The following is a 21,196-nucleotide window of genomic DNA, read 5'->3' on the forward strand; positions in this document are numbered from 1 at the left end:
GAGACACTGAATGAAGGTAAGAGATTTATCTGTACTAATTGGAGTTATTTTAATTATTATGATGCTCGTCATCCCGCTTCCGGGTGGCGTTTTAAGTATACTTATACTTGTGAATATTACGATTTCCTTGATTGTTATCCTTGTGGCGATGAACACAACGGAAGTCCTTCAGTTCTCTGTTTTTCCGACGCTTCTCCTATTAGTCACTCTATTTCGGTTAGGTTTAAACGTGTCGACAACAAGAGCAATCCTTTCAGAAGGTGATGCGGGAGGGGTTGTAGAAACATTCGGCTCTTTTGTAATTGGTGGTAATCCGCTTGTCGGGTTTGTCGTCTTTATTATTCTAGTTATTATTAACTTCTTAGTTATTACAAAAGGTTCAGAACGGGTATCTGAAGTAGCAGCCAGATTTTCTTTGGACTCGATGCCTGGTAAGCAAATGAGTGTTGATGCAGACCTGAATGCCGGACTAATTACGGAACAAGAATCAAAAGAACGCCGGAAAAAGATAGAAAGGGAAGCAGATTTTCACGGATCAATGGACGGTGCCAGTAAATTCGTAAAAGGCGATGCAATTGCTGGAATTATCATTGTTATTATTAATATCGTTGTTGGAATTATTATCGGGATGCTCCAGATGGGATTATCCTTAAATGAATCAGTTGAATTGTTTACTAGACTCACAGTGGGTGACGGGTTGGTCACTCAGATTCCAGCCCTCCTTATGTCAACGGCAACTGGAATTGTTGTTACCCGTGCAAGTGACGGGGAAAATTTAAGTACGGATGTGGTGAATCAAATCACTCAATATCCTAAACTTTTATACGTAGCTGCTGGAACAGTTTTCCTGCTCGGTTTAACACCGATCAACTTCTTTCTAACGACAGCACTTGCAAGTCTATTATTTTTCACCGGTTACATAATTGATAGAAAACCGGCTATACCGGATGAACCGGATGAGGAAGAAGTGGATGAAGCGGAAAGTGCCAAGCTGCATACACCGGAGAATGTTGTGAATTTAATTAACCTTGATCCGATTGAATTCGAATTCGGTTATGCACTGATCCCACTTGCCGATGCGAATCAAGGTGGAGATTTGCTAGAAAGAGTGATTATGATTCGTAGACAGCTGGCAATTGAACTTGGGATGGTTATCCCTGTCGTGCGAATTAGAGATAATATTCAACTGAATCCAAATGAATATCGATTGAAGATCAAAGGAAATGAAGTGGCAAAAGGCGAGCTGATGCTGGACCATTATTTAGCGATGGCACCTGATATGGATGACGATGGAATTGAAGGAATTGATACGTTGGAACCGGCCTTTGGTCTCCCTGCGAAATGGATTACGGAGGAACATAAGGATGAAGCTGAGCTTTCCGGTTATACCGTTGTAGACCCGCCATCTGTCGTCTCAACCCATATTACAGAAGTGATCAAACAGCATGCCCATATCTTGCTAGGTAGAGAGGAAACGAAACAGCTTATCGATCACCTGAAAGAGACGAACCCGATTTTAGTTGATGAGGTTACTCCTGAGCCGCTTGCAATCGGTGATGTGCAAAAGATATTGGCAAAACTGCTTCGGGAAAATGTCTCCATCCGTAATCTGCCGGTCATATTTGAAACATTGGCCGACTTTTCCAAGATGACGAATGATACGGAATTACTCGCGGAATATGTTAGACAATCCTTGTCGGCGCAACTGACGGAACAGTACGCAAAGCCCGACCGTACTCTTACCGTCATTACGGTATCCGGTAAAGTGGAGAAGTTGCTCGCAGAAAGTATTCAGCATACAGAGCATGGGAATTATTTATCTCTTGAACCTGATCAACAACAAGAAATAATTACAGCGATTCATCAGGAAGTGGAGAAGCTGACACTTCAGGAAGATACAGCAATTGTTTTGTGCTCGCCTGCAATCCGAATGTATTTAAAACAATTGCTTGATCGGTTCTTGCCGCAAGTTGTTGTATTGTCTTATAACGAATTGGAACCGGATGTCCAGGTGCAAAGTGTAGGGGTGGTGAATATTGCGTGAAGATAAAAAAATATATAGCGGACACTATGCCTGAAGCGATGAATGAAATAAGAAAAGACTTCGGCCGAGAAGCGGTTATTCTTCAATCAAAAGAAATTAAACAAAAAGGCTTCCTCGGTCTGTTTCAAAAGAAGAGGATTGAGGTCATCGCCGCGCATGATCCAGATCCCATCAAGCGTGGCTCAAAGCCGCTGGAAGCTAAAGAGATTAAAATGGAACAAACGAGTAAAACTCAAACTGATCTGCAAACAATAGAACCGGTACTTAAAGAAATTAGGAATTTAAAGAATTTAATCGAACTGGAAGCGGCAAAAGATGAGACGAAGCTTCCAGCATTATATCAACTTGCGCTTCAGCAACTTCTCGATCAGGAAGTGGAAAAAACACTCGCTGAAGCAATTATTGAAAAGACAATTAGCTTCTTAGCAGATGAGGGAAGTGAAGTGACGGAAGCGAATATTGCGAACGCACTGAAACAGGTCATTCGTAATGAATTGAATGGACTGTCCTTTCAAGGTATCACAGGTGAACAGCAAATTGTTCAATTTGTCGGGCCGACTGGGGTTGGTAAAACAACAACGATTGCTAAGATTGCAGCCAAGCTTATACTACAAGAAAAAAAGAAGGTTGCTTTCATAACAACCGATACGTATCGTATTGCTGCGGTGGAACAATTAAAAACGTATGCCCGTATTTTAAATGTTCCATTGGAAGTTGCTTACCAAGTTGATGATTATAGGCAAGCGATTGAAACGTTTACGGATTATGATGTGATTCTTGTCGATACAGCTGGAAGGAATTTTCGTGAAAAAGCTTATATCAATCAACTTAAAGAGATGTTGAAAGATGTACCATCTATTGCAACCTATCTCGTATTGGCGCTCACCACTAAACCAAAAGACGTACAGGACTTATTTGAACAGTTTCAGGACATACCCCTTACAGAAATGATCTTCACGAAAATGGATGAAACGACGCAGTATGGCAGTATCCTTTCGATCGCCTTAAATAACCGCATCGGCATTGCCTACTTAACCAATGGACAAGACGTTCCCGATGATTTAGTGAAACCAACTCCAACTTTAATCAGCGATCTGATTGTGGAGCAAGAAGATGACTGACCAGGCGAAGAACCTAAGGATGAAAATGGAGCAATCTCACTCGAGACATGAAGCGAAGACAGTTGCTTTCATTAGTGGTAAAGGGGGAGTCGGGAAGTCTAACATTGGTTTAAATTTCTCCCTAGAGCTGGTCCGGCGAAATAAAAAGATAGTTCTAATTGATCTTGATGTCGGTATGGGGAATATAAATATTTTACTCGGCCTTCAGCCTAAATATACAATTGTTGACATGTTCACGGAAAGGTTATCAATCACTGAAATAATCGAGCAAGGTCCGCAAGGTTTATCTTATATTGCAGGTGGCACAGGGCTTAGCGGATTTTTAGAGATGAAACAGACGGAAAAGAACTATTTCTATAAGCAGTTTGAACAGTTAACAGAGATGTATGATTATATAATTTTCGATATGGGTGCGGGTATCACGGAAACGAGTCTATTTTTCATTCTAGCTGCCGACGAATGTATTGTAGTTACGACAGGGGAGCCAACTGCAATAACGGATGCCTATAGTATGATTAAACAGATTACGATTAATGGAGGAAGCATGCCACTACACTTAATTTTAAATCGAGCCAGGTCGCATGGAGAGATGAATTCTTTAAAGCAGCTGCAACAAGTTATTAAACAGTTTCTTCAAATTGATGTGCATCCGTTAGGTATCATTCCTGAAGATAAGCATGTAGTGCAGGCAGTTATGCAGCAAGTGCCTTTTTCAATATTAAATGAGAAAGCACCGGCTGCACGATCAATTAAACAAATTACGGAAAGCTATCTGAATAAGGAGAAGGCCGTTCCAGTAACGGATGGACGGGCTTTCCTTCAAAAATTAAAAAATCTGCTAAGAGGTAAATTTTAATGGAAAGAATTCGTGTACTTGTTGTTGACGATTCAGCTTTTATGCGAAAGATGATTACAGACATATTAAACAGCGATGATCGTATTAAAGTAATCGACACAGCAAGAAACGGTAAAGATGGAATTGAAAAAATTAGAAGACTTAAGCCGGATGTCGTCACGATGGATATTACGATGCCAGTTCTTGATGGAATTTCAGCACTAAAGGAAATAATGATGACTATGCCAGTACCAGTCATTATGTTATCGAGCAAATCAGATTATGGCACAGAGCATACGATAAATGCGCTAGATAATGGTGCTGTTGATTTTATTATGAAGCCTTCAGGGGAAATTTCCTTGAATATCGAAACGATTCAAGAAGAAATTATTTCTAAAGTAATTGCAGCAAAAGACGTAGGGATTCCACCGGCGCGGTCGGTTAAAGATAATCCCAGTTCGTCATTATTAAGTTCTTATTTACCACCGACAAGAAAAGCACGAGATTATTCATTGATTGCTATTGGAACATCTACAGGTGGTCCAAGAGCTCTACAGCGAATCATATCGGATTTACCTGGAGACTTTCAAACACCGATACTTATCGTACAACATATGCCTCCACATTTTACAAAGTCGCTGGCAGAACGACTAAATAAGCTAACAAGTCTTCAGGTGAAAGAGGCGGCAGATGGTGATGTCATAAAGCCGCGATTCGTATATATCGCACCAGGCGATTTCCATATGGTAGTAGAGGAAATTGGGACGGAGTATAGGCTAAAGTTAACAAAGGACCCGCCAGTGAATAACCATCGTCCCTCCGTAGATGCCCTGTTCTATTCTCTAGCCAATCATAAGAACTTGAATAAAACAGCAGTTGTCTTAACGGGGATGGGAAGTGATGGTGCAAGCGGCATCCAACAGATTAAACAAGTGGACAAGCAAGCATTTATTATCTCTGAATCAGAGGAAAGTTCCGTTATTTATGGTATGCCGAAAGCTGCTTATGAAACAGGATTAGTTGATCAAGTGTTACCTTTGCATCAAGTAGGACATTTTCTCGGCAAAATAACATAGATTCTAAAATATTTGTGATAGAACTAGAGCAGGAGATGAAAAAACATGGAACATTCTACAGGGAATTATCTAAAAGTCATTGTTTTTCAGTTACAAGATGAAGAATATGCTTTACCAGTTGAATATGTCAGTGCAATTGAAAGAATCCAGCCAATCACACGTGTTCCCCGTGCAGAAGAATTTGTCAAAGGTGTTATTAATTTACGGGGTGTTATTATTCCAATTATTGATTTACGGTTACGCTTCGGAATGGCCGAAACGGAACTGACAGAAGAGAATCGCATCATTATTGTGAAAAAGAATGGATTTGAAGTCGGTTTAATTGTTGATACAGCAAGTGATGTAATCGATCTTGCATTAGATGAAATGGAACCAAATCCAGAGGTTGTCGGTTCGGAAGCAGCTGATTATATTGACGGAGTGAGCAAAATTGAGGATCGATTGCTTATTCTGCTTAACCTAAAGAAGATTCTCATTTCTGACCAGTATACGCAAGCGGTGACAGAAGAAGGACAGAAACCTTATGAAATATAGGGATCTATCTACTTTCCAACTCGATGTACTACGGGAAGTAGGAAATATTGGAGCGGGAAATGCTGTCACCGCGTTATCCCAATTATTAAACCGCAAGATTGAAATGGCCATCCCATCTGTTAATGTTGTTTCTTTTGATGAAATGATGGAATTGATCGGCGGTCCGGAGAAAAAAGTTGTCGCTATTTTATTTCGTATCTATGGTGATGCACCAAGTAATGTGTTTTTTGTTTTATCCGTCGAAGAAGCCGAGTTGCTTATCCGCACGATGACAAATAATCCGACTTACAAACTTAAAGAGGATCTAGGTAAGGAATCGATAGAATTTTCAGCTCTTGAAGAAGTAGGGAATATTGTTACTGGTTCTTATATTTCGGCGTTATCCGATTTTACGCATTTATATCTGCAACCTTCTGTTCCCCATCTAGGGATTGATATGGCTGCAGCAGTTTTGACATATGGCTTAATCGACATTTCCCAAGCTTCGGACTATGCAATCGTCATTGATTCTAAAGTAAATAGTCAAGGGACAAGCAACATGTTAAAGGGGAACTTTTTCTTGCTGCCGAATCCTGACTCGTTGCAAATAATATTTAAAGCGTTAGGACTAGAAGAAAATGAATAAAATTGGAACAGTCATCAGAGTAGGCATTGCCGATTTGAATACGGTACGGGCGCCTGATACGATACGAACATTGGGGCTTGGTTCTTGTGTAGGAATTGTTATTTATGATGAGAAGAAACAAGTTGCTGGACTAGCTCATATTTTATTGCCAGATTCGACCGCGACGAGACAGAAACCGATTAACGCATATAAATATGCGGATACTGCTATACCCTATTTAGTCGAAAGGTTGCTGCAAATGGGAGCCAAGCACTCGGCGCTTCAAGCTAAAATAGCTGGTGGCGCGGAAATGTTCAAATTCGGTACGGGTTCTGATTTATTACGGATAGGTCGGCGAAATGTTGAAGCAACGCTCGGCGAATTAGAAAAGTTAAAGATTCCAGTCATTGCTAAAGATGTCGGTGGGAATATCGGAAGAACGATTGAGTTTAATCCTTCAACTAGTGAATTAAACATTAGAAAAGTGAATCGTGAGGAAATCGTTATTTAGGGATGGATCTCGGGCAGGAATTTTAGGAGGAAGGAGTGGAGTACCATGAATTCGGGAATGTCATCAGAAGAACAACAACTTTGGAAGCAGTGGAATGCAAATCAGCATCACGAGGTATTAAATGAAATCATTGCATATTATATGTATCTGGTGGACTATCATTCAGAACGGATTGCCAGTCACTTGCCGAACAATGTGAGTAAAGATGATATTAGAAGTTTTGGTCTCCTCGGCCTGTATGATGCAGTTACGAAATTCGAATCTAACCGAAAACTTAAATTTGATACCTATGCCTCCTTTCGGATAAAAGGAGCAATCATGGATGGACTTCGTAAGGAAGATTGGCTGCCCCGCTCACTAAGAGAGAAGACGAAAAAGATAGAACGCACAGCCGAACAGTTGGAACAGCAATTACAACGTAAACCTACTTCCGGAGAAATTGGAAAGCAGTTGGATATGTCCTCTGATGAAGTAGAATCCGTTATAAAAGATTCTTTGTTTGCGAATGTGCTTTCGATTGAAGAAAAGCCGACAACGACCCAGGAATTTAATGAAGGAATTGGCTATATGCTTCCTGATGAAAATACCGCAACACCGGAAGAAGAGATTTACCAGGAAGAATTAAAACTGGAATTAATCGAAGGAATTAAGAGTTTGAATGAAAGGGAACAGCTAGTCATCGATCTCTTTTATCATCAAGAGCTTACCTTTACAGAAATTGGGCAAACATTAAACTTGACGACTTCAAGAATTTCACAGATTCATAAAAAAGCAATATTCAAATTGAAAAATATATTAACGAAGATCATCGAATGACTTGGTATTATATGGGGGTAATCAATTTGGACAGAATAAAAAAATATTTTCGTGTACGGTTTAAAGATAACGATATGTTAGCAGAAGTTCATTGTACCGATGCGTTTTATGAATTAAAGGAAAAATTGCAAGTCGATATGTCTTCATGGAGGGAATTTCTGACTGCAAACAAAGTTGTGTACGGCATCCAGTTTCAAGCACTTGCCCAGTTAGCAGGAGACCCTACCTTTATTGATTACCCAATTGTTATTGCAAGAGGCTTAAAACCAGAGAAGGGGAAAGATGGCAAATTCACCTTTCTAGTCGATCTCAACAAGGAAATGAAAAAGGATAAAGACTGGAACTTCCGGGAAATAATGACGATTCCTTCTGTAAATAGGGGTGAAAAACTTGCCAAGCTCGTCCATCCCGGGGTAGGGACGGATGGTAAAAATGTAATGGGCCACGTAGTTAAGGCTCCTCAAGGCAAAGCCAAATCCATTCGGCCTGGAAAGAACGTTCTATTCAATAAGGCTGATAACTGTTATTATGCTACAGAGGATGGGCAGTTAAGCTATACGGGAAGGAAAATTGAAGTTTTCCCTGAGTATTATGTGAATGACACATTGTCAATGAAAACTGGAAACCTTGATTTTATTGGGACGATTATTATCCACGGAGACGTGCCGACAGGATTTACTGTAAAGGCTGACGGCGATGTCAAGATTTTCGGGATGGTAGAAGCTGCAACTATCATTGCTGGAGGTTCAATTTACATATCAGAAGGAATTGCAGGACAGGATAAGGGACGTTTGGAAGCACAGGAGAATATCCAGCTAGGTTATATTAACCAGGCAAAGATTTTCGCAGGTAACGATTTATATGTGGAAAATTCCATCCTTCATAGTGAATGTGTTGTCCGCGGACATGTATTTTCTCAAAAAGGGAATATTATTGGCGGCTCGTTATCTGCCGGAAAAACAATTGAAGCGAAAGATATTGGAACGAAGCTTCATACGAAAACAGAAATTATTTTAGGAGTAAATAAACTAGTAGCAGATAAAGAGCAAGCATTAAAGCAAAAGAAAATAGAGCTAGAAGAAATGCATGGAAAGTTGAAAATGCTTGGGGATAAGCTTGCCACTCAGAGTGATAGCGACCCCAACGTCCGCATTTCAAAATTGCGTCAGAAACATTCCATGGAAAAGGTCACAAGCAAGCTTAATGAAATTACTGACGAGCTTGCAGAGCTGAATGCAGCGATGGGGGATATCAGGGATACGCAACTCATTGTAAGAAACTTTATTTATCAGAATGTTACGGTTACGTTTGGAAAATATAAACGAGTGATGACTACAAATTATCATTACGTACAGTTCAATCTTTTCAATAATGAAATTGCAGTGCAGCAGTTGTTTTAATGGAAGGATAATTTTTAATCCCAATATGGCAATTATAAGTGGGTAGAGGAGAACGGTCATGGTTTCATTTTTACTGATTATTAGTTTTCTATTACATTTAATCACGCTTGTAGCAATCTTCCAGTTGTTAAAGAAAGGACAGCAATTGGAAAACACGGCAAATTCCGCTGAATTAACAGCAGCACTAGAACGTTCTCTCGAAGAAATCAAAGCGGAAAATGACCGGTTACAAGCTTTAATGACGAATCATAAAGCATCTTCAGTTGAACAAAAGAATCAAAAAGAGGAAAGTCAGCAACCTGCAGAGCAAGTACCTGCTCATCAACCGGAATCGGAAGAAGCAGATGCAGATGTTGATCGTCTGCTCGGTGATGCACCGGGATATGAACTAGAAGCCTCTCTCGAATCCCGTGTTATGCAGCTCCATGCAAAAGGATTTACGATTGAGGAAATTGCGAAGGCGCTTGATTGCGGGAAAACAGAAGCAGAGTTGATCATTCGGTTATATGACGAATAAAAACTTGCTTCCTTTACCTAGTTATGGTATATTAATCTCTGGTGTAAAACACTTGTCGAAACAAGACAAGTCATAACACACGTCTCGGGATTTGCTTATAAGGTGCCAGATTGCCAATGGTTTATAAGCAGAAAGGAACGGGGCGGAGGAAAACTAACCTATAGGAGGAATTTTAAAATGGCAGCAATTTCAATGAAGCAATTACTTGAAGCTGGTGTACATTTCGGTCACCAGACACGCCGTTGGAACCCGAAAATGAAGAAATATATCTTCACGGAACGTAACGGTATCTATATCATCGACCTGCAAAAGACAGTGAAAAAGGTTGAAGAAGCTTATAACTATGTAAGAGAATTGGCGGCAAATGGCGGTACACTTCTTTTCGTAGGTACAAAAAAACAAGCACAGGACTCTGTTCGTGATGAAGCACTTCGCTCCGGCATGTTCTATGTGAACCAGCGCTGGCTAGGTGGAACGCTAACAAACTTCCAAACAATCCGCAAACGTATCGAGCGTTTGAAAGAAATTGAAAGAATGGAAGAGGACGGTACATTTGAAGTACTTCCTAAGAAAGAAGTAGGGGAGCTACTTAAAGAAAAAGATCGTCTTGTGAAATTCTTAGGCGGAATTAAAGACATGAAGAAGCTTCCAGATGCAATGTTCGTTATTGACCCACGTAAAGAACGAATTGCTATTGCTGAAGCTCATAAATTAAACATCCCAATCATCGGTATTGTCGATACAAACTGTGATCCGGATGAGATTGACTATGTAATCCCAGCTAACGATGATGCAATTCGTGCTGTTAAATTATTGACTTCAAAAATGGCTGATGCTATTTTAGAAGGGAAACAAGGTGAAGAAACAGCAGAAGTAGAAGCTCCAGTCGAAGAACCAGCAGCTGAAGATAACAAAGCTGAAACAGAAGCGGAAGCAACTGCAGAAGCCTCAACTCAAGAGTAATTTTCTGGAAAAGTGAGGGTGATAAGAGGATAATTACCTTTTATCACCTTTTTTTAAAGAAAGAAACACGGAATCTTTAAAGGAGGATTTTTACAAATGGCAATTACAGCAAAGATGGTTAAGGAATTACGTGAAAAAACTGGTGCAGGTATGATGGATTGTAAAAAAGCACTTCAAGAAACAGATGGTGACATTGATAAAGCAATCGACTACCTGCGTGAAAAAGGAATGGCGCAAGCTGCCAAGAAGGCAGACCGCATTGCAGCAGAAGGATTAACTCATGTTGAAATTGATGGCAACACTGCAGTTTTACTAGAAGTGAACTGTGAAACAGACTTCGTAACGAAAAACGATTTGTTCAAAGACCTTTTAGTTAAGATTGGTAAGGCATTACTTGCTAACAAACCAGAAACTGTGGAAGGTGCATTAGAAGCAACGGTTGATGGTGAAAAACTAGAAACAATTATTAACAGTGCAATCTCTACAATCGGTGAGAAGATCTCTTTACGTCGTTTCACTATTTTCGAAAAAACAGATAACGATGCATTCGGTTCTTACTTGCATATGGGCGGAACAATTGGTGTTGTGACTGTTCTTGAAGGGACAACAGATGAAGAAGTTGCAAAAGATGTTGCAATGCACGTAGCAGCAATCAACCCTCGCTATGTTAACCGTGAAGATGTAGCAGAGAACGAAGTAAATCACGAGCATGAAGTTCTAAAACAACAAGCCCTTAATGAAGGTAAACCAGCCAATATTGTTGAAAAAATGGTTGAAGGCCGTCTTGGCAAATTCTTTGAACAAATCGTTCTTGTCGAACAAGCATTTGTTAAAGATCCTGACGTTAAAGTGAAGAAATATGTAGCAGACAAAGGTGCAAGCGTGAAAACTTTCGTGCGCTATGAAGTAGGCGAAGGTATGGAAAAACGTGAAGAAAACTTTGCTGAAGAAGTAATGAGCCAAATTAAAAAATAAGCCAATTGTAAAATAGGGAACGAGATTGTTCCCTATTTTACCATGGTTGTATACAACGGAATAAATAAAGAACAAACATATCATAATAATATGTATTGCGATGGAGGTTATTATGACAACAGCAAAGTACCAGAGAATTGTGTTAAAATTAAGTGGAGAGGCATTGAGTGGGGATCAGGGAAGCGGTATTGATCCGAAAATCATCCATTCCATTGCACGCCAAGTAAAAGAGGTTGCAGAACTTGGAGTAGAAGTTGCAATCGTTGTTGGTGGAGGAAACATCTGGAGAGGTAAGGTCGGTAGTGAGATGGGGATGGACCGTGCATCGGCTGATTACATGGGTATGCTAGCAACGGTTATGAATTCACTAGCATTGCAAGATGGACTGGAAATGATTGGAATTCCAACAAGAGTTCAGACATCGATTGAAATGCGCCAAGTTGCAGAACCATACATAAGAAGAAAAGCAATTCGCCATTTGGAAAAGAAGCGTGTTGTCATTTTTGCCGCCGGTACAGGAAACCCTTATTTTTCAACAGATACTACTGCTGCGCTAAGAGCGGCAGAAATTGAAGCAGAAGTAATTCTAATGGCTAAAAACAATGTGGATGGTGTTTACTCCGCTGACCCGTTAGTTAATAAAGATGCTGTTAAATATGATAATTTATCTTATTTGGATATGATTAATGAAGGCCTCGGAGTAATGGACTCTACAGCTTCATCACTCTGTATGGATAATAATATTCCTTTAATCGTCTTCTCCATAACAGAAAAAGGTAATATTAAACGCGTCGTTCAAGGCGAGACAATTGGAACAACTATAAGGGGGAAATAAGTGATGGCAAATTCTGTGTTAAGTGAAATGAAGGAAAAAATGGAACTTGCGGTACAAGCATTTATGCGAAACTTAGCTACTGTTCGAGCTGGAAGAGCAAACCCTAACCTATTAGATAGTGTTTTTGTTGATTACTATGGTGCAGCTACACCACTTAATCAACTTGCGTCAGTAGGTGCACCTGAAGCTCGTTTACTTGTCGTAACACCATATGACAAAACGGCACTAGGCGAAATTGAGAAAGGCATTCAGAAAGCGAACCTTGGGCTTTCTCCATCCAATGATGGAAATGTCATCCGCATCAATATTCCAGCTTTAACGGAAGAGCGCCGGAAAGAGCTTGTGAAAGTTGTCGGTAAATTCGCGGAAGAATCCCGTGTTCAAGTGCGTAATATCCGTCGTGAGGCTAATGATCAATTAAAAGCTATGGAAAAAGATTCCGGGATCACAGAAGATGAATTACGGAAATTCCAAGATGAAGTTCAAAAAGAAACAGATCAGTTCATTGCTAAAATTGAACAGCTGACAAAAGAAAAAGAAAATGAGATTATGGAAGTATAATCTATAGTTAACACTTTAATATTGTTACTTAAACGTGTAAAATCAATGTAGCCCTCTTTTTATAAGGGGGCTTTTGTATTTTTTTGTGATTATCGTTATAATGTAACGTGTACCATGAAGTGAAAAAAATGATGGATGATTAACAAATAAACTCAACTTTCTCATCTGAAAATAAAGTAAACTGCCAAATGCTTCATTCAGCGTAAGTGCAACTTTCAGCTGGAGGTTCGCAGTCCAGTCACCTCTCGCTTTCCGCGGGCGGCCGGCAAGCCTCCTCGGGCTAACGCCCTGTGGGGTCTCGCCAGGCCTATCGACGAACGGGAGGTTCTAATGCCGGCATTGGTCACAGGACGTGACCGTACTTAGCCGGTCTCCCGCAGGAGTCTCGAGGTGTCTGGACTGCTCCGAGGGAAAGCCAAATTTGGAACCCTATTTATTATTTTAGGAATAGAACTTTCATCATGATGGGATAGTTTCCAATAATAACGCTCTCTACCAGTTCAGTTGCCCGGTGGACGGTGACTCCTGCGGGAATAGCACGAGTCCGGAGACCCCGCAGGGCGGTAGCCCGAGGAGGCTTCGGCTGTGCCCGCGGAAAGCATCCGTCCACCGGGCAACTGAACGGCGATTAGAACTCCATAATGAGTGAACGAACCAGACACTTACACTGAATAAAAGTAATTCACAGCTGTTTTAGGGTATAAAGGTTGAGTAATGAAGGGCATCCTTCAAACATATAAATGAAAGTGAAATAATTCTGCAGATGGAGTAGGAAGTCAGAAATTCGGAGGACCTAAGATGTCTATGAAAATACCGTTTATTAAAAATAAACAAGAGGATGACGAGCTCATCAACTTATCAGAGAATATACCGAATCACGTAGCAATTATTATGGACGGGAATGGACGCTGGGCAGAAAGCCGACGCTTGCCTAGAATTGCCGGACATAAAGAGGGCGTAAAAGCAGTAATGAAAGTCGTGCGGGCTGCTAACGATGCCAATGTGAAAGTATTGACTTTATACGCTTTCTCTACCGAGAACTGGAATCGTCCAAAATCGGAAATTGATTTTTTAATGAAGCTGCCTAAAGAATTTTTGCATATTTATCTTCCAGAATTAATGGCAAACAATGTTCGAATTGAAACAATCGGTAATTTTGATGCGCTTCCTGCACACACTCAAAAAACTGTGCAATACGCGATAAACAAAACAAAAGCAAACGATGGACTGCTTCTTAATTTTGCTTTGAATTATGGTAGCAGATATGAAATTATGCGTGCAATCAAACAGATCATGAATGATGTGGATGGGAATAAGGTATCGCTTGATTCATTGGGAGAGGAAGAATTTTCGAAATACCTTTACACAAATGGCCTATCAGATCCCGACTTGCTCATCCGTACAAGTGGTGAGAAGCGGCTTAGCAATTTCCTGCTCTGGCAGCTTGCGTATAGTGAATTTTGGTTTACAGATGTTCTTTGGCCTGATATGGATGAGAATATTTTTAATAAAGCGATACAAGATTATCAAAAAAGGAAACGACGTTACGGAGGTATTTAAGGTGATGAAATTTATATGAAGCAACGGGTTATAACAGCAATTCTTGCACTAATCGTATTCCTTCCATTTGTAATTATTGGCGACTTGCCGTTTATTTTGTTCATCTACTTGCTTGCGACAATCGGCCTGATGGAATTGTTGCGAATGAGGGAAATATCTCTCGTTTCCATTCCAGGATTAATTGGAACGATTGGAATCTGGCTTGTACTGTTGCCGGATAAATCGACTCTTTTTTCCATAGAATTTTTATCCATAACAGATATGTTAACTGTAATTATCTTATTTTTATTAGCTTATACTGTATTAGTCAGGAATAAGTTCACATTTGATGAAGCAGGATTCGTTATCCTTACAGCCTTATATGTTGGAATTGGATTTTATTTTCTGATTGAGACAAGACTTGGCACGAGTGGGTTCAGTAATATTCTATTTGCCTTCTTCATCATTTGGGCTACGGATACAGGAGCATATTTTGTTGGGAGGGCACTAGGAAAACGGAAATTATGGCCGGATATTAGTCCGAATAAGACGGTGGAAGGAGCTATCGGGGGAATCGTCACTGCATGTATTGTAGCGGTAATTTTCCATCTTGTACATCCGTTCCCACACTCGTTGCTAATCGTTATTATTGTAACGATTTTTGCGTCGATGGTAGGACAAGTAGGGGATTTGGTGGAATCTGCTTTCAAGCGGAATTATGGAGTAAAAGACTCTGGTAAATTACTACCAGGCCACGGTGGTATCCTCGACCGTTTTGACAGTTTACTTTTTGTTTTGCCATTCCTGCATTTGATCCAGTTTATTTAAGAGGGCAACAAATAGCATTGTTCCGTTGTACAAATCGAGGAAAACACGGTAAACTTAGCTAAATAGCTAGAGGAAGTAAATAAAGATTTCAGATTGAAAGAGGTGCTTCATTTGACCACAGTCATCGCATTTATATTTATGTTTGGCCTGCTTGTTTTTATTCATGAATGGGGCCATTTGATATTTGCAAAGCGCGCTGGCATGCTAGCTAGAGAATTTGCAATCGGGTTTGGTCCAAAAGTTTTCTCTTTTACTAGGAATGAAACATTGTACACCATTCGTCTCATTCCGGCAGGCGGATATGTGCGTGTAGCAGGTGAAGACCCGGAAATAATTGAATTAAAACCTGGACATCATATCGGTGTTGAATTTAATGAAGACAACAAAGTAAATAAGATTATTGTCAACAACAAAGACAAGCATCCGAATGCACGGGTAATCGAAGTCGAACGAGTTGATCTTGATCATGATTTAATCATTGAAGGGTATGAGCTGGGTGATGAAGATACGAAGCTGACATTCCAAGTCGATGAGAAAGCATTTTTCATTATGGATGAAAGAGAAACGCAAATTGCTCCATATGATCGGCAATTCGCTTCGAAAACACCTGCACAACGGGCAATGCAATTATTCGCAGGTCCAATGATGAACTTTGTATTGGCAATCGTCATTTTCATTATTTTAGGTATCGCTCAGGGAACTCCGGTTAACGAAGCGAAAATGGGAGAAATCGTTGATGGTTCTCCTGCAGCAGAAGCTGGTATGGTTGAGGGAGATGAAGTGATCCGAATTAACGATACCCCGGTTTCCACTTGGGAGGAATTCACTTCCATTGTTAGAGAAAACCCAGCTAGTGAATTGCAATTGACCTTTGTACGTAATGGTCAGGAAGAACAAGTAATGGTAACGCCTAATGAGGTCGAATCTGTTAATGAAAAAGGAGAACCGATCCATATGGGACAAATCGGTGTCTATCCTGCCTATGAAAAGTCAGTTCTCGGGACACTGACTTATGGATTTGAACGTACGTATGAGACGACAAAACTTATTCTTACTAATTTAATGATGCTAGTAACGGGTCAAGTATCGATTGAATTATTATCAGGACCAGTCGGTATTTACGATGCGACAGACCAGATTGTCCAAACCGGATTTTGGAACTTCCTGCTCTGGACAGCAATGCTCAGTGTAAACCTAGGTGTTATCAACCTGGTTCCATTACCAGCGCTTGACGGTGGCAGGCTCTTATTCGTTGGGATCGAAGCCTTACGAGGAAAACCAGTACCACCTGAAAAGGAAGGGCTTTTCCACTTCGTCGGCTTCGCATTACTCATGCTACTCATGATCGTAGTAACTTGGAACGACATCCAACGACTATTCCTTTAAACGATCTGTAATTGGATCATACCAACTTTCTACTGGAAGTCCGCAGTCCCGATACCTCTCGCTTTCCGCGGGCGGCTGGTGAGCCTCCTCGGGCTAAAGCCCTGTGGGGTCTCACCAAGCCTATCCTCCCGCAGGAGTCTCGAGGTATCGGGACTGCGGAGCTGAATAGACCTTAACTCTATCACATTTTACAGGCAACATAATCTTAAATAGTTCAAATTACGAAACCCTTGTTTTATAATAAAAGCAAGGGTTTTAAAATGGATGAACAATTATTAGCCAAAGGGAGGAGAAATAATGGATTTATCCAAACAGCAGAAGATGAATATCTTGCTTGAACAGATCGAATTACCGCAGGATATGACAAATCACTTTTCAAATAGTTATTTAAATAAATTAGTTGTTCACAAGAAAACACGAGTTTGGCATTTTTACATATGTGTAGATTCTATCCTTCCTTATCAAGTATATGAAGTTTTTTGCATGAAATTAAGGGAAGCGTTCCGTGATATAGCAAGTGTGGAGCTGACGATCGAAGCGGTAAACTCAGACATAGCTGAAGATAACTTAATTAGTTATTGGAATGATTTCTTACAAAAAGTGCCACCACTATCACCAGCTTATAAGGAATTAGTAGAACAGCAAACACCACAAGTTAACGGTAATAAGATTATGTTAACTGCCAGGAATGAAGCAGAAGCGCAAGCGCTCAAAAATAGATTACTTGAACCGATGCAAAACTATTTTTCTGCGATTGGCGCCACCCAATTCATGCTGGAGATGACAGTGAACAATAACCTTGAGGCGATTCAACGTTTCAAAGAACAGACAGTGCTTGAGGATCAGCGAATTGTCATGAATACAGTGAAAGAAAAGGCGAAGCGTGATAAAACCAAAGTGGAAGATGAAAATAAACCACTCCTTCTAGGTTACCGTATTCCAGATGACCCAGTTGCGATGGAAGTCATCCAGGAAGAGGAGAGAAAAGTTACGATCCAGGGCTATGTATTCTCTGCTGATATTAGAGAGCTAAGATCTGGACGTAGTTTGTTAATTATTAAAGCAACGGATTACACCGATTCCTTAGAGATTAAGATGTTTTCCCGCGGGGACGAAGATGCAGAGAAGTTCAAATCTGCTAAAAAAGGTATGTGGATTAAAGCCCGTGGAAGCATCCAGACGGACATGTATTCCAATGAGCTTGCTATGATGGCGAATGATATCCAAGAGGTAGAAGTAGCTGAGCGGATGGATACAGCACCTGATGAGGAAAAACGAGTTGAGCTGCATGCTCATACTACAATGAGTCAGATGGATGCGGTCGTCTCACCTGGTGCACTTGTTGCTCAAGCGGCAAAATGGGGACATAAAGCAGTAGCAATAACCGACCATGCCGGAGTACAAGGCTTTCCCGAAGCACATGCGGCGAGTAAAAAACATGACATTAAAGTTCTTTATGGTGTAGAAGCCAATGTGGTGGATGATGGTGTTCCGATCGCCTATAATTCAGCAGATATTGAGCTTTCTGATGCCAGTTATGTTGTTTTCGACGTGGAGACGACAGGGCTTTCAGCAGTATATGATACGATAATTGAACTTGCCGGCGTCCGAATCCACCAAGGAGAAGTTGTAGATCGCTTTGAATCTTTCGCCAACCCGCATCATCCTCTATCGGAAACAACAATTAATCTAACGGGAATTACGGATGACATGGTTAAAGATGCGCCTGAAGTAGGACAAGTGCTAAAAGATTTCAACGATTGGATGGGTAACGATATCCTTGTTGCCCATAATGCATCCTTTGATATAGGATTTCTTAATCAAGGTTTTGAAAGGATTGGACTCGGGAAAGTTACCAATCCCGTTATCGATACACTAGAACTTGCAAGGTTTTTACTGCCACAATTGAAGAACCACCGGCTGAATACACTATGTAAACATATGGATATTGAATTAACACAGCATCACCGCGCAATTTATGATGCGGAGGCAACAGGTTATTTAACGTGGAAATTTGTGCAGCAGTTATTGGAACAAGATATTACGAATCATCTGAAGCTGAATAATCATATGGGTGAAAGTGATGCCTATCAGCGTTCCCGTCCCTTCCATTGTACGATTTTAGCGCAGAATGAGGTTGGCTTGAAAAACTTGTATAAGTTAGTTTCGTACGCCCATATTAATTATTTCTACCGGGTTCCCCGAATACCGCGTTCCGTATTGGAGAAAAATCGCGAAGGATTAATTATCGGGACAGCTTGCGATCAAGGTGAAGTCTTTGAAAAGATGATGCAGACGTCAGCAGAAGAAGCGGAGAAGGTAGCGGAGTTCTATGATTACATTGAAATACAGCCACCTTCCAACTATGTCCATTTAATCGATAAGGAATTAGTGCAAAATGAAGCTCAGATATTTGATATTCTTAAGAAACTCGTCGCACTCGGGGGAAAACTGAATAAACCCGTAGTAGCAACAGGGAATGTGCATTATTTAAATGAGAATGATAAGCAATACCGCCAAATATTGATTTCTTCTCAAGCCGGAAATCCGTTAAATCGTCAAACTTTACCAGATACACCAATGCGCACGACAGGAGAAATGCTTGAAGCCTTTAAGTTTTTAGGTGAAGAAAAAGCGTATGAAATTGTCGTGAAAAATACGCAAGAGTTAGCAGAAGGACTTGAGGCCATTTCACCGATTAAAGATGGCTTATTTACACCGACGATTGAAGGTGCGGAACAAGAAATGCGGGATCTTTGTTATACAAAAGCGAAAGAAATTTATGGTGATCCACTACCCGAAATTGTCACAGCTCGCCTGGAAAAAGAGTTGGATAGTATTATCGGGAACGGCTTCTCCGTTATTTACCTGATTTCCCACAAACTCGTTAAGAAATCTTTAGATGATGGTTATCTCGTCGGATCCAGAGGTTCTGTCGGTTCATCATTTGTTGCAACGATGACAGAGATTACGGAAGTGAACCCACTTGTTCCGCATTATGTTTGTCTGGAGTGTAATTATAGTGAGTTCATTACGGACGGTTCGGTTGCAAGTGGTTTCGACTTACCTGATAAAGCTTGCCCGGAATGTGGTACAGATTTAACGAAGGATGGTCAAGACATCCCGTTTGAAACGTTCCTTGGCTTTAAAGGAGATAAAGTACCGGATATTGATTTGAACTTCTCCGGAACCTATCAACCAAGGGCCCATAATTATACGAAAGAGCTGTTTGGGGATGACTATGTTTTCCGAGCAGGAACGATAGGAACGATAGCGGATAAAACAGCTTACGGTTACGTTAAAGGATACGCAAATGATCGGAATCTAAAATTCAAACGAGCGGAAATCGATCGCCTCGTGCAAGGTTGTACTGGAGTGAAACGAACGACAGGGCAACACCCTGGTGGAATTATCGTTGTACCAGAGGATAAAGAAATCTTTGACTTTACACCGATTCAATTTCCAGCAGATGACCGGAAGAGTGAGTGGCGGACAACCCATTTTGATTTCCATTCTATTGATGAAAATCTATTGAAGCTCGATATACTTGGTCATGATGATCCGACCGTGATTCGGATGCTGCAGGACTTGAGTGGAATCGATCCGCAAGATATTCCAACCGACGATGCGGAAGTAATGAAAATCTTTTCCGGGACAGAGTCTCTTGGAGTCACCCCTGAACAGATTAATTGTAAAACGGGTACACTTGGAGTACCGGAATTTGGAACACGTTTTGTCCGACAAATGCTTGAGGATACAAAACCAAGCACCTTCGCAGAGCTATTGATAATTTCTGGTTTGTCCCACGGTACGGATGTATGGCTTGGGAACGCTCAGGATTTAATCAATGAAGGGATTTGCGAACTAGCCGATGTAATTGGTTGCCGGGACGATATTATGGTTTATCTGATGCAAAAAGGCCTCGAACCAGCACTTGCCTTTACAATCATGGAATTTGTTCGTAAGGGAAGAGGATTGAAGGATGAATGGATTGGCGAAATGAAGAAACATAATGTGCCAGATTGGTATATTGAATCATGTAAAAAGATTAAGTATATGTTCCCTAAAGCCCACGCAGCAGCTTACGTATTAATGGCAATTCGGATTGCATACTTTAAAGTCCATCACCCAATCCTTTTCTATGCAGCTTATTTCACTGTCCGTGCGAATGACTTTGACCTTGATTCCATGATTAAAGGTTCATCTGCGATCAGACAAAAAATTGACGGAATCACAGCAAAAGGAAACGATGCCTCACCAAAGGAGAAATCTCTCCTAACGGTACTTGAGGTAGCGCTTGAGATGTGTGAGCGTGGTTTCTCTTTCCAAAAAGTTGATTTATACCGTTCAAGTGCGACGGAATTCATTGTGGAAGGAGATACACTAATCCCTCCATTTAATGCAGTTGACGGCTTAGGTACGAACGCTGCTATAAATATAGTGGAAGCAAGAAAAGATGGAGAATTTTTATCGAAAGAAGATTTCCATGAACGAAGCAAAGTACCGAAGACTGTCCTTGAGTATCTTGACCAGCACGGTTGCTTGGAGGGAATGGCAGAGAAGAACCAACTATCGCTCTTTTAACATACCAGTTATTTGCAAACATATTCCTGCTATGATATAATAATTTTCGGAAAGTGTCGATTGAACG

Annotated in this window: 18 protein-coding genes; all 18 read left to right on the plus strand. The window is 40.7% G+C overall.

Annotated features, from left to right (window positions below; genetic code table 11):
- Positions 1-10 precede the first annotated feature (10 nt).
- The 18 genes from flhA (at position 11) to SPD53_RS03405 (ending at position 21,129) form a co-directional block, all read left to right on the plus strand.
- A complete protein-coding gene (gene flhA, locus SPD53_RS03320; protein ID WP_336251640.1) occupies positions 11-2,044 on the plus strand; it encodes a flagellar biosynthesis protein FlhA in 2,034 nt (677 codons plus the stop codon).
- Positions 2,041-3,165 carry a flagellar biosynthesis protein FlhF gene (gene flhF / locus SPD53_RS03325; RefSeq protein WP_336251641.1) on the plus strand — a complete coding sequence of 375 codons (1,125 nt, stop codon included), beginning with the start codon at positions 2,041-2,043 and terminating at the stop codon, positions 3,163-3,165. The genes flhA and flhF overlap by 4 nt, the downstream gene beginning before the upstream one ends.
- A 19-nt stretch (positions 3,166-3,184) precedes the next feature.
- Positions 3,185-4,021, plus strand: coding sequence for a MinD/ParA family protein (locus SPD53_RS03330; protein ID WP_336251642.1), 837 nt, complete (start codon positions 3,185-3,187; stop codon positions 4,019-4,021).
- The gene (locus tag SPD53_RS03335; RefSeq protein ID WP_336251643.1) at positions 4,021-5,076 is read left to right on the plus strand and encodes a protein-glutamate methylesterase/protein-glutamine glutaminase; all 1,056 of its coding nucleotides are present in this window, start codon (positions 4,021-4,023) and stop codon (positions 5,074-5,076) included. Before SPD53_RS03330 ends, SPD53_RS03335 begins: the two co-directional genes overlap by 1 nt.
- A gap of 45 nt (positions 5,077-5,121) precedes the next feature.
- The gene (locus SPD53_RS03340) at positions 5,122-5,610 is read left to right on the plus strand and encodes a chemotaxis protein CheW (protein WP_336251644.1); all 489 of its coding nucleotides are present in this window, start codon (positions 5,122-5,124) and stop codon (positions 5,608-5,610) included.
- The gene (locus tag SPD53_RS03345) at positions 5,600-6,235 is read left to right on the plus strand and encodes a chemotaxis protein CheC (RefSeq protein ID WP_156855434.1); all 636 of its coding nucleotides are present in this window, start codon (positions 5,600-5,602) and stop codon (positions 6,233-6,235) included. The genes SPD53_RS03340 and SPD53_RS03345 overlap by 11 nt, the downstream gene beginning before the upstream one ends.
- Complete coding sequence (locus SPD53_RS03350; RefSeq protein ID WP_336251645.1) at positions 6,228-6,725, plus strand: chemotaxis protein CheD; 498 nt, start codon at positions 6,228-6,230, stop codon at positions 6,723-6,725. The genes SPD53_RS03345 and SPD53_RS03350 overlap by 8 nt, the downstream gene beginning before the upstream one ends.
- 45 nt (positions 6,726-6,770) lie before the next feature.
- Positions 6,771-7,541, plus strand: coding sequence for a FliA/WhiG family RNA polymerase sigma factor (locus SPD53_RS03355; protein ID WP_336251646.1), 771 nt, complete (start codon positions 6,771-6,773; stop codon positions 7,539-7,541).
- Positions 7,542-7,567: 26 nt separating this feature from the next.
- The gene (locus SPD53_RS03360) at positions 7,568-8,941 is read left to right on the plus strand and encodes a DUF342 domain-containing protein (RefSeq protein ID WP_336251647.1); all 1,374 of its coding nucleotides are present in this window, start codon (positions 7,568-7,570) and stop codon (positions 8,939-8,941) included.
- Between the two features lie 58 nt (positions 8,942-8,999).
- On the plus strand, positions 9,000-9,458 hold the full coding sequence (locus SPD53_RS03365) for a DUF6115 domain-containing protein (protein ID WP_336251648.1): 459 nt from the start codon (positions 9,000-9,002) through the stop codon (positions 9,456-9,458).
- Between the two features lie 177 nt (positions 9,459-9,635).
- Positions 9,636-10,421 carry a 30S ribosomal protein S2 gene (gene rpsB / locus SPD53_RS03370; RefSeq protein WP_156855429.1) on the plus strand — a complete coding sequence of 262 codons (786 nt, stop codon included), beginning with the start codon at positions 9,636-9,638 and terminating at the stop codon, positions 10,419-10,421.
- A gap of 96 nt (positions 10,422-10,517) precedes the next feature.
- Positions 10,518-11,396, plus strand: coding sequence for a translation elongation factor Ts (gene tsf / locus SPD53_RS03375; protein ID WP_336251649.1), 879 nt, complete (start codon positions 10,518-10,520; stop codon positions 11,394-11,396).
- Between the two features lie 112 nt (positions 11,397-11,508).
- A complete protein-coding gene (gene pyrH, locus SPD53_RS03380) occupies positions 11,509-12,231 on the plus strand; it encodes a UMP kinase (RefSeq protein WP_156855427.1) in 723 nt (240 codons plus the stop codon).
- Between the two features lie 3 nt (positions 12,232-12,234).
- Complete coding sequence (gene frr, locus SPD53_RS03385) at positions 12,235-12,792, plus strand: ribosome recycling factor (protein ID WP_336251650.1); 558 nt, start codon at positions 12,235-12,237, stop codon at positions 12,790-12,792.
- Between the two features lie 798 nt (positions 12,793-13,590).
- Positions 13,591-14,352, plus strand: coding sequence for an isoprenyl transferase (locus tag SPD53_RS03390; protein WP_336251651.1), 762 nt, complete (start codon positions 13,591-13,593; stop codon positions 14,350-14,352).
- 15 nt (positions 14,353-14,367) lie between these two features.
- Positions 14,368-15,159: a phosphatidate cytidylyltransferase gene (locus SPD53_RS03395; protein ID WP_156855423.1), complete on the plus strand. Its 792-nt coding sequence runs from the start codon at positions 14,368-14,370 to the stop codon at positions 15,157-15,159.
- A gap of 111 nt (positions 15,160-15,270) precedes the next feature.
- A complete protein-coding gene (gene rseP, locus SPD53_RS03400; protein ID WP_336251685.1) occupies positions 15,271-16,545 on the plus strand; it encodes an RIP metalloprotease RseP in 1,275 nt (424 codons plus the stop codon).
- Positions 16,546-16,842: 297 nt separating this feature from the next.
- A complete protein-coding gene (locus SPD53_RS03405) occupies positions 16,843-21,129 on the plus strand; it encodes a PolC-type DNA polymerase III (RefSeq protein WP_336251652.1) in 4,287 nt (1,428 codons plus the stop codon).
- The last annotated feature ends 67 nt before the right edge of the window (positions 21,130-21,196 follow it).

It is taken from the genome of Oceanobacillus sp. MO10714A (genome assembly GCF_037072045.1).
Taxonomy (GTDB): Bacteria; Bacillota; Bacilli; order Bacillales; family Amphibacillaceae; genus Oceanobacillus; species Oceanobacillus indicireducens.